General features: G+C 46.4%; 8 protein-coding genes. 3 read left to right on the top strand and 5 right to left on the bottom strand.

Features of this window, described 5'->3' with window-relative positions; genetic code table 11:
• Window positions 1-56: 56 nt before the first annotated feature.
• From KOD92_RS19440 to KOD92_RS19425, 4 genes are all read right to left on the bottom strand, one after another.
• The gene (locus KOD92_RS19440; RefSeq protein WP_215235264.1) at window positions 57-3,233 is read right to left on the bottom strand and encodes an efflux RND transporter permease subunit; all 3,177 of its coding nucleotides are present in this window, start codon (window positions 3,231-3,233) and stop codon (window positions 57-59) included.
• 37 nt (window positions 3,234-3,270) lie between these two features.
• Window positions 3,271-4,377, bottom strand: coding sequence for an efflux RND transporter periplasmic adaptor subunit (locus KOD92_RS19435; RefSeq protein WP_215235577.1), 1,107 nt, complete (start codon window positions 4,375-4,377; stop codon window positions 3,271-3,273).
• A 63-nt stretch (window positions 4,378-4,440) separates the two neighbouring features.
• The gene (locus KOD92_RS19430; RefSeq protein WP_215235263.1) at window positions 4,441-5,805 is read right to left on the bottom strand and encodes a TolC family protein; all 1,365 of its coding nucleotides are present in this window, start codon (window positions 5,803-5,805) and stop codon (window positions 4,441-4,443) included.
• Window positions 5,806-6,138: 333 nt separating this feature from the next.
• Entirely contained in the window at window positions 6,139-7,851 is a 1,713-nt protein-coding gene (locus tag KOD92_RS19425; RefSeq protein ID WP_215235262.1) for a sodium:solute symporter, read from the bottom strand.
• A 527-nt stretch (window positions 7,852-8,378) separates the two neighbouring features.
• On the opposite strand from KOD92_RS19425, the gene KOD92_RS19420 reads away from it, so the two are divergent.
• The 3 genes from KOD92_RS19420 to KOD92_RS19410 all read left to right on the top strand — a co-directional run bounded on the left by KOD92_RS19420 (window position 8,379) and on the right by KOD92_RS19410 (window position 14,562).
• Window positions 8,379-10,139, top strand: coding sequence for an alpha-L-rhamnosidase-related protein (locus tag KOD92_RS19420; protein WP_215235261.1), 1,761 nt, complete (start codon window positions 8,379-8,381; stop codon window positions 10,137-10,139).
• 13 nt (window positions 10,140-10,152) lie between these two features.
• Window positions 10,153-12,990 (top strand): alpha-L-rhamnosidase, encoded by a 2,838-nt coding sequence (locus KOD92_RS19415; protein ID WP_215235260.1) that lies wholly within the window; start codon window positions 10,153-10,155, stop codon window positions 12,988-12,990.
• A gap of 72 nt (window positions 12,991-13,062) precedes the next feature.
• A complete protein-coding gene (locus KOD92_RS19410) occupies window positions 13,063-14,562 on the top strand; it encodes a capsule assembly Wzi family protein (RefSeq protein ID WP_215235259.1) in 1,500 nt (499 codons plus the stop codon).
• A gap of 41 nt (window positions 14,563-14,603) precedes the next feature.
• Here KOD92_RS19410 and KOD92_RS19405 read toward each other — a convergent pair whose 3' ends face one another.
• Window positions 14,604-16,460, bottom strand: a complete 1,857-nt coding sequence (locus tag KOD92_RS19405) for an acyltransferase family protein (RefSeq protein WP_215235258.1) — start codon at window positions 16,458-16,460, stop codon at window positions 14,604-14,606.
• Window positions 16,461-16,486 lie beyond the last annotated feature (26 nt).

The following is a 16,486-nucleotide window of genomic DNA, read 5'->3' as shown; positions in this document are numbered from 1 at the left end:
AAGCGGAGCAATGGTTTAAATCCAAAGCTCCGCTCTTAAAATATTATCAGCAGGATTTATGCTATTATAGGCTCCTGACTGCTGCCTGGTTCATCGTCTTTTTTTGCATGCCCTTTCTTACCCATCGCAATTTTTTCAATCGCTACAAATAACACGGGTACCACAAATATAGCCAGCGAGGTAGCGGCAAGCATTCCGCCAAATACGGTCCAACCAATGGTTTTACGCGATTCGGCAGCGGCGCCACTTGCAAATGCGAGCGGCAATACACCCAGGATAAATGCCAGCGAGGTCATAATAATAGGTCTGAGACGCAATTGAACTGCTTCCAAAGTAGCTGCGATCAGCTCCATGCCACCGTCAACACGCTCTTTGGCAAACTCCACGATCAGGATCGCGTTCTTTGCCGCCAGACCAATCAAGGTGATCAGACCGATCTGCGCGTAAATATTGTTAGATAAATTTGGCAAAAAGGTCAAAGTCAAAATCGAACCGAATGCACCAATTGGTACGGCAAACAGTACCGAGAAGGGTATTGACCAGCTTTCGTAAAGCGCAGCAAGGAACAGGAATACGAATATGATCGAGATCGCAAAGATCGTGGTCGTGCTGTCTCCGGCTTTGATCTCTTCACTACTCATACCCGAAAATTCATAACTGTAACCCGCCGGAAGTTTGGCAGCTTCCTCACGCAAAGCCGCGATCGCCTGGCCGCTACTATATCCCGGTTTCGGCGTTCCGTTGATCTCCACTGACCTGTAAATATTGTAGTGGGAGATAAGAGCCGGGTTTTCAACTACTTTGGTGGTAACCAATGCGCTGAGCGGAATCATATTGCCTGCGCGGTTGCGGACATAGAACTTTTGTATTTTGTCAAGAGACGAGCGGTAACTGCTATCCGCCTGGACCATTACACGGAAGTTACGCCCGTAAAGGTTGAAGTCATTGACATAGCTACTACCCAATAAGGTAGATAGCGAGCTGAAAACCTCATTGACCTGCACACCGAGTTTCTTTGTTTTATCCCGGTCCACATCGATCTGATAACTTGGCGTTCTTGCATTGAAGAAAGTATAAGCCATCGCAATCTCGGGGCGCTGGTTTACGGCTCCCAAAAATTTACGCATTACCCCTTCAAACTGCTGGATATTATCCGTACTGGTTGATTGCTGCAACTGAAAGGTAAAACCAGAAGTTGCACCCAAACCAGGGATCGCAGGAGGAGCAATGGCAAGTACCCTGGCCTCATTGATATCGCTGGTCCGTTTTTGGATTTCCTTGATTACAGCTTGCACATGGTGCTCGGCTCCTTTGCGGTCGGCCCAGGGCTGCAAGCTGATGAAAAGTGTTCCTACATTGGATTTATTAGAAAAACTCACTACGTTCAAACCTGCCAGACCACCCGCAACCCGCACCTCAGGAATAGAGGAAACGCGTTTCATGATCTCTTTGAGCATCGCAATGTTACGCGTAGTCGAGGTTGCTTCCTGCATTTCGTAGGTCACAAAAAGGCGGCCTTCATCTTCAACAGGGATAAATCCGGAAGGTTTGTTTTTAAACAGGAAAAACAGACCTACAAAAAGACAAACCATCATTACTAAAACCAGCGGAGTAGCCTTGATCCATTTGGAAACGCCGCGTGTGTAGCCACGAGATACTCTGTCAAACCAGGCATTGAATCGGTCAAAGAATTTTTCCAGCCAGTTTTTCTTCTCGTTTTCACCTTTGGAAGGTTTCAACATGATTGAGCAAAGCGCTGGCGTCAGTGAAAGTGCCACGAATGCAGACAAAAGAACTGAAACCGCAATCGTGATCGCAAACTGCTGATACAGCCTGCCGACAATTCCGGGAACAAAACTTACCGGAACGAAAACCGCCGCCAAAATCAATGCAATCGCGATAACCGGGCCGGAAATGTCTTTCATCGCCTGTATAGTCGCTTCTTTCGGAGACATTTTCTTTTCATCAATATAATGCTGCACCGCCTCGACGACGACAATCGCATCATCGACCACAATACCGATCGCCAATACGAATGCGAAAAGTGTCAGCGTATTGATCGTAAAACCAAATGGCAAGAAGAATATTAATGTACCGATCAGAGAAACCGGGATCGCCAGAATAGGGATCAGGGTTGCGCGCCAGTTTTGAAGGAAAAGGAAAACCACGATCACAACCAGGATCATCGCTTCTGCAAAAGTCTTCAATACTTCTTCAATGGAAACCCTTACTACTGAGGCCGTTTCATTGGGGATCACGTAATCAATATCCTTTGGGAAAGTCTTTTTCATTTCTGACAAAGCCTTCATTACCCCATCGTAGGTTTCCAATGCATTAGCGCCCGGTGCCTGGTAAATCAATACAAAAGCGGCAGGTTTTCCAGCTACGAATGCATTGGCAGAATAATCAAATTTACCAAGTTCTACTCTCGCAACATCGCGCAGGTAAACCACGCTGCCTTCCTCAGGTGAAGTGCGCACGATGATATCTTCAAACTGCGCCTTTGTATTCAACCGACTGTTTGTCAGTACGCTATATTCAAATGTCTGTGCATTTGGCTGCGGCGTGCCACCGATCGTACCTGCTGCTACCTGCAAATTCTGTTCAGCCAACGCAGCCGAAATATCCGCAGGCGTCATGCGAAGGCTGGCCAGTTTCTCAGGATTAAGCCAGATCCGCATACCGAAATCATCCGCGCGGGAAACAATATCGCCCACACCTTTCACACGCTGCAAAGCGTCTTTCAGGTAGATATTGGCATAGTTACCGATGAATTGCGCATCGTGCGTTCCGTTTGGAGAATAGAGTGCGAGCACGATCATGATACTTGGCTGGCGCTTGCGGACTGTTAGTCCAAGTCGCTTCACCGCATCCGGAAGTGTCGGCTCAGCTACACTCACCCGGTTTTGAACATCCAGGGCCGCGATATTCACGTCCGTTCCTACATCAAAAACGACGTTAATGCTGCTTTGCCCGCTGCTGGTCGAGTTACTGGACATATAGGTCATGCCCGGCGTACCGTTGATCTGCGTTTCAATAGGGGTGGTGGTGGTCTGCTCCACCGTCTGGGCGTCGGCCCCGGTAAAGTTTCCGCTGACTGTTACAGTCGGGGGAGTTACGTCGGGATATTGCGCTACGGGTAAGGTTGTCAGGGCGATAAGTCCCACCAGTACCAACACAATCGATGTGACGATGGCTGTAATGGGCCTTTTTATAAAAATATCTGCAATCATTTTTACTGGATTATATTAAATGCGAAAAGAGACCGGATCATTTACCTGCGTCAACAACTGCTCCTTCTCTCAGATTCTGAACGCCTTCCACAGCAATTTTTTCACCCTCTTTCAAGCCTTCTCTAACAATAACATTCGGTCCGATTGCGGTACCAAGCGTAATACGGCGCTGACTTACCTTGCTGCTGTCGCCGGCTACATATACGAAAAACTCGCCCAGCTGCTCAGTAACTGCTTTGTAGGGAATCACTACCGAATTAGCAGCAGCATTGTTAAGTACCCGCACAGATCCGCTCATTCCAGCGCGCAGCTGCCCGCTTTTATTGGCGAATACAAGTCGCGCCTTGATGCTACCAGTCTGAGGGTCAACAGCCCGGTCGATTAATGCCAGCTTACCTTTTTCCGGGTAAATGTCATTACCAAATTTCAGGCTGAATGTAGAATCAGCCGCCTTTTGAGATTTCATCAGGGTAGTGAAACGGTATATTTCTTTTTGATCGACATTAAAGTCAACTGCGAGCTGATTATCAGTAGAAACCGTGTTCAGGATCGTCTGCCCTGCGGTAACAGCGGCGCCAACTTTAACAGCCGAAATGCCGATCACACCGTCAAACGGAGCGGTTACTTTAGTGTAATTCACACTGGTTTTCACCGCCTGAATGTTGGCTTTGGCCGCATCTGCCTGCCTTTTAGCTACTTCCAGCGCCGCGTCTGCATTGTCTACAAGCTGCTTGGCAACTGCGTCATTTTTTTCGAGCTCGTGGTAGCGGTCTGCATCTTTTTGGGCGCGTACCAGGTTCGCTTCCTGTACATTCAGGTTAGCCACTGCCTGATCATAATTGGCAGTGTAAAGTTGCGCGTCGATTGAGTAAAGCAACTGGCCTTTGCGCACCCTGGCTCCATCTTTAAAATGAATGCCGGTAACGAAGCCGGTCACCTGCGGGCGCAGCTCAATTTCATTCAAAGGCACAACCGTTCCGGGATATTCCTCATAATAGGAAGCTTCTGTGGTGGTAACCTCCGCAAGTGTAACCTTCACTGCCGGGGGCTGGGTAGGTTGCTGCTGCTGTTCCTTTTTGCCGCAGGAAGCCATCAGCAGAACAAGTGCAGCAATAGAATAGTATTTCATTTGATCTGGGAGCATCATACTTGTATTTCGATTGTATATCTTTTTGATAGGGTCTTGAATATTTGAAAAGGTGCTGTTTTACAGATAGTTAATCTGTCCCAGCGCTCTTTGAACATCTATTTTGCTGGCCAATACCTGATAAAGGGCATTGTAATAATTAATTCTGGCAAGCCGAAGATCTGTCTCGGAAGTAACCACTTCCAGATAGGTTTTAATACCCGATTTATATTGAAGCTGGATCACATCGTACACCTCACGCGCCAGGTCTACATTCTCTTTTTGCGCCAATAGGTTGGTCAGATAACCCTTGTAATTAGCCAGTGCAGCCGCATACTCGGAGTTGACGTTATTTTGTAAACCTTTAATATCCCAGTCAAGCCTTTTGAGCGACCATTCCGCGCTTTGCAGATTAGCTTTCCTTTTTCCACCCTGGTAAAGGGGAAGTGAAAGGGTTACAAGGCCGAAAGAGTTGGGGTAATTTTTGTTATAAAGCTCGGTAAACTGATTATTCTGGAAATTCAGGTTATAAGCGCCATTCAGCGAGATATTAGGCAGGTAGCTCCATTTGTTGTACTGGATATTCGCTTCCTGTAATTTTCTTTGGGTACTTAAAATCTGATATTCGACGCGGCTTGTGAAATCGACATTCTGCAAGGTATCCAGCAAAATCTCGCGCTCCATTTGCAGCGTATCAAAGCTTACTTTCAGCTCCTGTTCAGCAGGATAGCCCATTAATGCTTTCAAATACTGCACTTTACCTTTCAGAATTTCCTCATTTCCTTTTTTGCTCGCGCGGGTATTATTAAGGGAAATGGTTGCTCTTTTAAAGTCGATTTTATCAGCTACACCAGCCTTATATTGGTTTTCGGCATCTCTCAAACTCCTTTCCAGCCGCACAATATCCTCGGCCGCTACATCAATTTGTTGCGTAGTAGCGATCACATCGTAGAATGCTTTGGAAACATTCACTGCAATATCCGTTTTGTTGGCTGCCGTATTCTGGCTGGCCGCTAGTAGAACGTCGCGCTTGGTTTGGTTGGCAAGCAGTACATCTCTGTTAAAGATCTGTTGTGAAAGGGTAAACTGCGCTGCGGAAATGTTGCTAACTCCGAGTTTAACCGGGTTACCAGCGATAATGCTGGTTTGTACGATAAAGTTGTGTTGCAGATTGTAGTTGAAGTTGATCTGCGGGTACCAGTCGGCAAGGCGGCTTCTGATCTGGTTTTCGGTAATGCGCTCGTCAATTAGTGACTGCTGGATCACAGGCTGATTTTTGATTGCATACTCAACCACCTGCTGCAAAGTGGCCTGCTCTAATAACGGGGCCTGATTGGCAGGTTCCTGAATAGTCTGACCAAGCAATGGGTGAAAACAATTCAATAGTAAACATGCCGAGCCAATTGCCAAACGCATTAATTTTTGTGGCTTTGACCAATAATTCATGTAATAGGATTTTGAAAGAGAGATGATGTTAATTCTGGCAATAGATTGTACTCACGCTGGCTTTGAATCGTCAGCTATCTGCGGGAACAGAAATGACTTCATTCTTGATAAGGAGGAGAATGTGCGGCAACATACTGACAAACATTAATTTAGTTTTTGTAACGAACGGTTACATAATGGACACGCAAGTATGAGAACTAACAGGCCAATTGCACTTATTAAGGATTAAAGACGTGGAATAGTTTCACCTGCAAGGCGAAAAAAAGAGAGGTATTATTCATTTTCTTTAAAATATTAAATTATTAAAATGAATAATACCCGAATCGTTCTTTTCTATGTTGATTTGACAACAACTGTATTAGAAGGTGGCTGTGGCCAGATCATTTCGATCAGCCAGGCGAATGCGATCACGAGCACGCAACCGATCAGGTTGAGCCAAAGAAATGCGGTAAGATCATTCATGTAACTGATCACGACAAAAATTTCGCCCAGAATACTTCCCCAGAACACGGCGCGGCTTCCGATTTTTTTGAAGTAAAAAGCAACCAGAAATATGCCCAGGATCACACCATAAAATAGTGAGCCGAGTATATTGACTGCCTCGATCATACTCCCGAGCCGGGCGGCATATTGGGCAACACAAATGCAGAAGATACCCCAGAAGAAAGTAGCCCAGCGCGAAGCACGCACATAATCGTGGTCGTCGCTGTCCTTGCGGATCATTCGTTTGTAAATGTCCACGACCGTGCACGAAGCGAGCGAATTATAAGCAGCTGCCACAGAACCCATCGAAGCCAGCAGAATCACAGCGATCAACAGGCCCACCATTCCAACCGGCAGATAATCGATCACAAACCGCAGAAAAATGTAGTTAACATCATTGACATCACTGCCGCTGGCTTTGGTCAGGACCTTATTGGCGTCGGCACGGACTTTGGTTACCTTATCATCCAATGTAGCCAGCACGCCGCGGCTGGTTGCGATCGCATTTTCATCGTCTGCCCTCAGCGCCTGTGCCAGCGAGAGCACGTGCGGCCTTTTTTCGTCCTGGATTTGCTGATGCTGCTTTTCCAGTACATTGTATTCTGCCGCGTAAGAGGTCTTTTTTACTTTGTCAACAACAGTTTTATCAAAGAACAGGGGAGGATTGTTGAATTGATAGAATGCAAAAACAAGTACACCCACAAGCAGGATCAGAAACTGCATAGGTATCTTCAAAAGCCCATTCATTGCAAGCCCCAGCTTACTTTGCCCCTGCGAGCTGCCGGTCAGGAACCGGCCAACTTGTGACTGGTCGGTACCGAAATAGGAGAGCTGTAAAAAGAACCCGCCGATCAGTCCCGACCATACATTATAGCGACTATTCAGGTCAAAACTAAAATCGATCAGATTAACCTTTCCCATTTTTCCCGCCACGTGGATCGCGTCGGTAAATGATACGTTATCCGGCAAAAATTTAACGACCATCACCCCGGCCACCACCATTCCAACGGTGATAATGCCCATTTGCTGCAAATGCGTGTGAGATACCGCCTGCGAGCCGCCTGCGATCGTATACAACATCACGATCCCGCCGGATATAATATTGGTCCAGGTAATATCCCAACCCAGAATCGCAGAAAGAATCAGCGAGGGCGCATAAATGGAGAGCCCGGTGGACAATCCACGCTGTAATAGGAATAAAAAAGCTGTTAATCCCCTGGTCCTAAGGTCGAAACGACCTTCCAGAAACTCATAGGCGGTAAAGACTTTAAGCTTATTAAACTTGGGAACGAAGGTGATACAAAGCACGACCATCGCCAGCGGCAGACCGAAATAGAACTGTACAAACCGCATTCCGTCCGTATAAGCCTGACCGGGCGCGGAAAGAAAAGTGATCGCCGAAGCCTGCGTGGCCATTAACGACAAGGTTACATTGTACCACGGCATCGACTGCCCGCCCAGCAGAAATGAGTCGACCGTGTGCTTTTCGCGGCTTCGGTAAATTCCGTAGGATACAACAAATAATAGGGTTAGGGCAAGAACAATCCAGTCAAGATAATTCATTGAAAGTGGGTCATAAAGAGATAGAAGAGCACGATCAACAGCACGAGGGTGCCAATCATCACTATATAAAGCTGTTTCCAGCTATTGACGAATGGGGGTAATCCGTCACGGGGGTCGTTTTCCTGATTCAAAGGCCTTGGTGGTTTAGGCAATGGCTAAAATTAGGGCTAAAAGCAGCACTGGCAAAATTAGAACGGTTTTTTGTCGGATTTAGCGCGTTGGGGGTTGGGGGGATGCGGTGGGTTAGGTCATTAGTGGTCATTGGTAGTCATTTAATTGTCATTGATTGTCAGTTGTTGTTAGGATTTGAGAATGAAAAGCAATTATAACGACCAGTGACAACTAATGACTACCAATGACAAGCAATGACAACGAATGACTCCCAATGACAAGCAATGACTACCAATGACAACAAATGACAACAAATGACCAACCTCCCCCGCCCCCCCACACAGGACACAACAGGCTAGTTGGTAAAACTATAATCACTTATTTTCCTGCAATATTACCATGTATCCTGAACCCTTATGCGCTACAAATACCTTACGCTTCTGTGTTATACGCTGCTGTTTACCAGCTACCAGGCCCTGGCTCAGGGACTTCCGCCGATTTTTGATAAGACTTATGAAAGCCAGAAAGATTCGCGGATCAGGCATTATCTGACTCCGAAGCGCATTGTCTGGACTTCTGATAAAACTTCCACAAGTGTTGTCGATGCGCAGAAACTGCTTGTAAAAGGAAGCGGGCAGGCGGATCTGGTGCATCAGAATTTTTGCAAGATGATCAGTACCGCAGATGTGAAGCCGGGAATATTGTTCGACTTTGGAAAAGAGATTCAGGGCGGGATACAGCTGATTACCGATCAGCCTGCTAATCAGAAACCAATCCGCATTAGAATACGATTTGGCGAGTCGGTGAGCGAGGCAATGTCGGATATTGACACGATCCGCGGGGCAACCAACGATCACGCCATGCGCGATTTTGTGGTAGAAGTGCCGTGGCTGGGTAGTATGCAGGTAGGGAATTCAGGTTTTCGTTTCGCCAGAATTGATCTGATCGATCCTGATCGGGAGTTGCAGCTGAAAGAAGTGCGGGCTGTGTTTGAGTTTCGCGATATTCCTTACCTGGGTTCATTTAAAAGTAACGACGAGCGGCTTAATCAGATCTGGAATGTGGGCGCCTACACGGTGCATTTGAATATGCAGGAATATTTGTGGGACGGTATCAAGCGCGATAGGCTGGTGTGGGTAGGGGATATGCACCCGGAAGTGATGACGATCAATACCGTTTTTGGTAAAAATGAAGTAGTTGCAAAAAGTCTGGACCAGGCGCGCGACATTACGCCGCTGCCGGGCTGGATGAATGGAATCAGTGCCTATTCGATGTGGTGGGTATTGATACACAGGGATTTATATAAGAATCAAGGCGATATTGCCTATCTACGCAAGCAACAAAAATACCTGGTCGGGTTACTTGACCTTTTAATACAAAAAACAAAAGACAACAAGGAAAACCTGGACGGTACACGTTTTCTGGACTGGCCTTCAAGCGAAAATCCCGAAGGAATACACGCTGGTCTGCACGCAATGATGGTCATGACGATGGAAGCAGGAGCCGAACTTTGTACGATTCTCGACGAGCCGGCCCAGGCTGCCAAATGCAAGAATACGGCCACTCAGCTCAAATTATATGTACCTGAAATAAACGGTTCCAAACAGGCCGCTTCACTTTTGGCTTTGGCAGGATTGGTTCCGGCTGAAAAGGCCAATGCGGACGTGATTTCCCAGGGTGAATGCGAGCGGTTTTCTACCTTTTACGGTTATTATATGTTGCAGGCCAAAGCAAAAGCGAAGGATTACAATGGCGCATTGAACTGCATTCGTAACTATTGGGGCGGAATGCTCGATATGGGCGCAACTACTTTCTGGGAAGATTTTGACTTGGCCTGGACTAAAAATGCAGCGCCGATCGACGAGCTTGTGCCGGAAGGTAAGGATGATATTCACGGAGATTTTGGAGCATATTGTTACAAAAACCTGCGCCACAGTCTCTGCCACGGCTGGGCTTCCGGTCCGACTGCGTGGCTTTCCGAGCACGTTCTGGGTGTTAGTATTGTGGAAGCAGGCGGCAAGACGATCCGCGTGCAGCCCAACCTGGGCGACCTGACCTGGGCAGAAGGTACTTATCCAACCCCGCTCGGAGTTGTGAAAGTGCGCCATGAAAAGCAGGCCGACGGCAGCATTAAATCCAATATTGATGCGCCAAAAGGCGTGAAAGTTCTACGCTAGCCCAACCCACCTCATGAAAATTCTAGTATCCCTGTTATTGTCAGCCTGCGTGTTTACAGGTGCAAATGCGAAAGGTTTAGACCCGACTTACCTGCGCTGCGAATATAAAGTCAACCCGGTCACCGATCAGAAAAGCCCGCGACTGAGCTGGGAGCTGCAATCGGGTGAAAACAACCAGGTCCAAACCGCCTATCAGATATTGGTAGCAAGCACTCCCGAGAATCTGACGGAAGCGAAAGCCGATCTTTGGAACACAAACAAAACGAATGGCCGAGCCACTTACCAGATTGAATACAAGGGTAAGCCGCTGTCTTCCAGAACAATTTGCTATTGGAAGGTAAGGAGCTGGGATAAAAATGGAGTGCCCGGAAAATGGAGCGACGCTGCTTCGTGGGAAATGGGACTTTTGGCGAAAAATGAATGGAAAGCCGACTGGATCGGTCTGGATCTGGATCATTTGGGGAAAGGTAAAATCTACCATTTGCCGCCCGCGCCTTATTTGAGAAAGCAGGTTGTGATCAAAAAAGGATTGAAAAAAGCAAGGCTATATGTGACCGCGCTGGGATTGTATGAATTTCAGATCAATGGGAAAAAAGCGGGTGACGCATTCCTGACGCCCGGCTGGACTGACTATGACAAAAGGGTTTACTATCAAACCTACGATGTTACCTCTGATCTGAAACCCGGTGAAAATGCGTTGGCTTCCCAGCTTTCTTATGGCTGGTACGCAGGTTACCTGGGTTATTCCTTATTGGTTCAAAATCCGGTTGTGCGCGCATTTTATGGCAAAGTACCTCTTTTGAAAGCCCAGTTGGAAGTGGAGTATAGCGATGGCACGAAGGAATCATTTATGACAGACCAAACCTGGAAAGCCAGCACAGGCGCAATCCTGGAATCTGATCTTTTAAATGGCGAAACCTACGACGCCCGCCTCGAACCGACGGGCTGGAACAAAGGAGGTTTTGATGACAGCAAATGGGAAAAAGCGCAGGTTTTTGCTGACAAACCCGAGCGGCTGATCCAGGTATACCCGGGCCCGCCGGTAAAAGTGACACAAACGCTGGAAGTGAAAACGATCGCAGACCGCCCGGGAGGCAGCTATATCTTTGATATGGGCCAGAATTTCGCGGGAATTGTGGGCATTAAAGTGAAAGGAGCAGCCGGGGACACGATCCGTTTGAGGTTTGGTGAAAAGCTGCATCCCGACGGCAGATTAATGACCGAAAACCTAAGAATGGCGCGGGCGACGGATACTTATATATTAAAGGGAGATCCGCAGGGCGAAACCTGGGAGCCGCAATTTACATTTCATGGATTTCAATATGTAGAGCTGGCGGGTCTGGGTTACAAGCCGGGCAAAGATGCGATTCTTGGTCTGGTGATCGGTTCGGATACTCCGAAAACGGGTTCGTTTGAAACAGATAATGCGATGGTCAACCAGCTTTACAGCAATATCGACTGGACCCAGCGCGCTAATTATATTGATATTCCTACCGACTGTCCGCAGCGCGACGAGCGGATCGGCTGGACGGGGGACGCGCAGGTTTATGCCAAATCGGCCACTTTCAACCGCGACGTAGCTTCTTTTTTCACTAAATGGGTGGTTGATCTAAATGATGCCCAGCGGAAGGATGGATCTTACCCCGTTTACGCGCCGGCACCGGATCTGCGAAAATCGGATACATTTTCGCCAGGCTGGATGGAAGCCGGCATTATTTGCCCCTACCAGATCTACCGTGCTTACGGAGACACACGCATGATCAGCGAAGGCTGGCCGGCGATGTCCAGATTTATGGATTTTCTGGAAAAAAGGAGCAAAGGCGGCTATGTTTTCAAAGAGAATGCATTCGCTGACATTGACCCAAAAGGCGGCTTTGGTGACTGGCTTTCTTTCGGTAAAAAAACGCCGCCCGATATGCTCGCTTCCTTTTATTACGCTTATTGTGCTGATCTGATGGCAGAAATGGCGGGCGCGGTCAATAATCAAAAGGACTTTCAAAAATATACCCAGATAGGCGCTAAGGTGAGAAAGGCAGTACTTGCACATTACAGCGATGCCAGCGGGAAATTCAAAACGGATGCGAAAGCGTATGGAAACGGTGCAGGGTATGTGGATGGCGCGCTCGGCTTTACCGGTCACACGCAAACTGCTTATGCGAATGCGATTTATATGAAGATCATCGACAAGTCTCAGACTAAAAAGTCGGGTGATTTTCTTGTTGCATTGCTGAAAGAAAACGGGAATAAGCTCGGCACGGGATTTCTTGGCGCCAAGCCGCTGCTACCTGCATTATCAGCGACCGGAAATACGGATCTGGCTTACAGGCTGTTTTTGAGCAAAGAGTTTCCGTCCTGGGGTTTTGAGGTCGAACAGGGCTCCACTACAATTTGGGAGCGTTGGGACAGCTTCACCAAAGAGGATGGATTTAAGTACAATGCGGCCATGAACTCGTTCAGTCACTATGCATTCGGGGCTGTTTGTGAATGGATGTTTGGCAATGCAGCGGGTATCCAGGCTACCCAACCAGGATTCGCAACCTTTGACATAAAACCTGAAATAGCGCCTGACGGAATGGGTAAGGAGGGTATAAACCATTTAAAAGCTTCACTTGTAACGATGAACGGGAAAGTTGTTTCGGAATGGGAGCGGGGTAATTCCGGGCTCAATCTCAAAGTAAATGTTCCGGTGAATACGGTTGCGCGCATTCATATTCCTTCTGAAAAATCGCAGCAGATATTGGCCAATAAGGAAAATATTAGCAAATCGAAATCTGTAAAACTGATCGGCACCGAGAATGGTCACACGATTGTAGAAGCAGGGTCGGGGAGTTATGAGTTTGTGGTAAAATAGTTGATGAACTTTCGATTTATTTGTTAACTTTTGCGGATAAAATCCGGCTCAACGTTTAATAAATCTCAGTTAATGACATCAACCTCTAAAAGCTTGTTTCATTCTTCTACCTCCCTCTGTAAGCTTATTCTTGGCGGTTTTGCCGCATTAGCTGCATTTTCCAGTCCTGGATTCGCGCAAGATACTGATACCTCTAAAAGTCACACCAATGCGTGGGTGGAGCTGGCTGCTTATGGTTCAACTGCGTCCCGGACCCCATTCTGGCTTCACGCCAACCAATGGGGAATTGTCCCGATCACAGGTCAGGTAGGTAGTCTGAGAGCTGGTGTGGTGGGCAGACAGCCGTTTTCGCAAAACGCAGAATCAAAGCAAAACTGGACTTATGTATACGGACTGGAAGCAGTCGGTAATGCAAGCAAGAACAGCAAATTTTTACTTCCGCAGGCATACGCCGGGATTGCTTTTAAAAGCTTACAGCTGACTGTCGGAAGGCGGAAACAGTATGTAGGTTTCAATGATCACGAACTGGGAACAGGATCGTATATGTGGTCGGGTAATGCAATGCCGATACCCAGAATTATGCTTGCTTTCGAGAAGTATGTGCCTTTAATTCCTAATTTTTTCTATTTCAAAGGGTTTTACTCAGACGGGTTGCTTGAAAATAGCAGACCTGTCACGAGTGAGTTGAAGCTGCATAATAAGGGACTTTCTATCCGAATTGGTAAGCCGACCGGAATGCTAAAATTATACGGAGGATTTAACCACGCTGTGCAATGGGGAGGGAAAAGCCCCTATTTTACTACTGACGGTAATATGCCGCGCGGCGCAGACAAGTATTGGTATGTAGTCTCCGGATTTAAACCTGGGAACAAGCTGGCGGATCTGTCAGACTTTGATAGAACGAACCGGATCGGAAACCACGTAGCGAGTATTGACGCTGGGATAGAGCTTGATTTTCCTTCCGTCAACATTATGCTGTACCGGCAGGCGCTGGTCGAAGACGGATCTCTCTTTTATTTAAATAATGTAAAAGATGGGCTGAACGGAGTTACGTTCACGATGAAAAATACGGACGCCAAAACATTTTCAATCGAGAAATTGACGCTTGAACTCCTATATACCAAGAGTCAGGGCGGCAGTGAGGCAGTTGATGGAAACAGTATCCGCGGAAAAGATGATTATTTCAATAATGCCCAGGTAAGAGACGGCTGGTCCTACTTTGGACGGGGAATCGGTACTCCTTTTATCACGGCGAGTGCCGAAAATAACTGGCCTAGATATGCCGATTTCTTTACAAATAACAACAGGGTTTGGGCTACGCACGTTGGAATGAAGGGAAAGCTCAGTGACGCCACCTGGACTACCAAGCTTTCCTTATCAAGTAATCAAGGTACTTACGATCAGCCGCTGCCGGATAAAACTTACCAGTTCTCGGGTTTGATCGCATTGGCAAAGCCAGTCAATCTACTCGGCGGCTCAACTATCCAGGCAGCTGTATCCGTTGATCAAGGCAAGCTCTTTGATAATGCGGTAGGGTTGATGCTTTCTATCAGAAAAGACCTTAGTTTTTAAGATTGGGCTTCGATTGGTATCTTTAGAAAGAACATATTTGATTATTTCAAAAAGCTTCTAAATTGCTTGCTTCGAAATATCTCTATTGCTACACGATCGGCTCCATACTTAGTAAAGTGATTCTGATCAAACATATATGGAACGTTATCTGCCGAGATTTTTGGAATGTTCAAATCATAAATGTTCACATACATACTGGCAAGATTTGATTTTAAGAAATCATTCACTTCGAGTGAGCTATCGTCTAAGTATCGATAGCTTAACTCTGTATCCATTTCACATTCTCTGGCCGCGATGGATGAAAATGGAATTGTATATGTTTCATTCTGTCCTATTAGGATCACTTTAAGGTTAAGCTTTTTGAAGTACTGCAGTGTTTCCTGAATATCGGTTAAAAGCACTTCCTTGCTTGCATAACCGACCCAATTTCCACTGATCACAACGCCGTCAATTTCTTTTGCATGTTTCGGCAAGTAATCGTGATAAAGAAAATTCATAAGTTCGCGACAGCGAGCTTCCCCGTTTGGCTTAAGCAAAGGCAAGCAGCCACTTGCAGAAGCCTGGTTCAGATTGACATTAAGTTTTTGAAAATACTCTCTCAAAGATTGTGAAAGGTGTGCCGAGTGGCTGTCTCCAATCAGGATGTAGTTCTTTTTGTTGTCTTTTATCGACAAACAAAAGTCTCGTTTGAAATTTTTTGGTCCATAGGAATGCGCAGTCATAAAGCAAGAACCGATCCCAAACTGCCTGTTACGCTCTTCTTGATGAGTCTCGTCATATCTCGACATAGCCAAGCTCTTCTCCTCGAAAACTACTTCGTTGATGCTGTAATGGGAAATTAGAATTGCTACACAAGCGAGGGAACCAGTTGAAACGGATAGCATAATATTGCCCTTGAATTTGATCGATTCAATATATGTGTAAGAGAGGTAGGCAGCTCCCAACGAGACGGCAATGTACAAGACCGTTGAAGTTACATCCAGTTTAATGCCTAAATAACCTCCAACTACGTAGATAGGCCAGTGCCAAAGATAGAGCGAATACGAGATCTTACCCAGAAATTCGACAATCCGAGATCGTAATATGCTAACATCGTTGAAGTTTGCTGAGATGACCAGAAACGTAGCCGAGACTGGCAGCAGGGTATATATGCCTGGCCAATTCATTCTGTTGTTTAATAGATAGAAACAAAGAAAGATTGCTACATATCCAGCCACCATTGCAATTCTACTACCGAGGAATTTAAAACGCCCTTCTGCCAAGAAGACTACTCCACCTAGCAACAGTTCCCATGATCTTGTTGGAAGAAGATAAAAGGAGGCGTTCGGCCAGAATCTGGTAGAAATAGCCGCTATTAAGAATATTAAGGCGGTGGCACTTAAAAAGAAGTATAGAAAGAATTTCCTCTCGGCCCTGTAGAATTTATTTAAAATGAGAAGGACGAGGGGCAGCAAAAGGTAAAATTGCCACTCCACTGATAGTGACCATGTATGAAGCAACATGTTCGTGTCTGATGAAGCATCGAAATAGTTTGCGTCGTAATAGGCAATATTAGAATAGAAAAAAACGCTCGCGAGTGCGTTCTTAGCTAAGCTTTGATAGTCATCGGGAAGGTAAAAAAAGAAGGCAAAAAGTAGCAGGACGGCAATTAAAAAATTTAGCGCCGGTATTATACGTTGGGCGCGTTTTGCATAAAAATTGACAAGAGAAAAACTACCTTTTTCTAGACCCGTTACAACTATCTTGGTCATCAGGTATCCAGATATGATAAAGAAGACATCTACGCCGGCAAAACCACCGTCAAAGAATGGGACCTTGTAGTGAAATAGTACGACTCCTAGGACCGCTATTGCCCGAAGCGCATTAATGTCATACCTAAATGTTGAACCGGATGCCATTCGATGAATTTTAGTTTAAGCTTGTT

The sequence above is a fragment of the Dyadobacter linearis genome (assembly GCF_907165045.1).
Lineage (GTDB): Bacteria > Bacteroidota > Bacteroidia > Cytophagales > Spirosomataceae > Dyadobacter > Dyadobacter linearis.
This window is presented reverse-complemented; position numbering and strand designations above follow the sequence as displayed.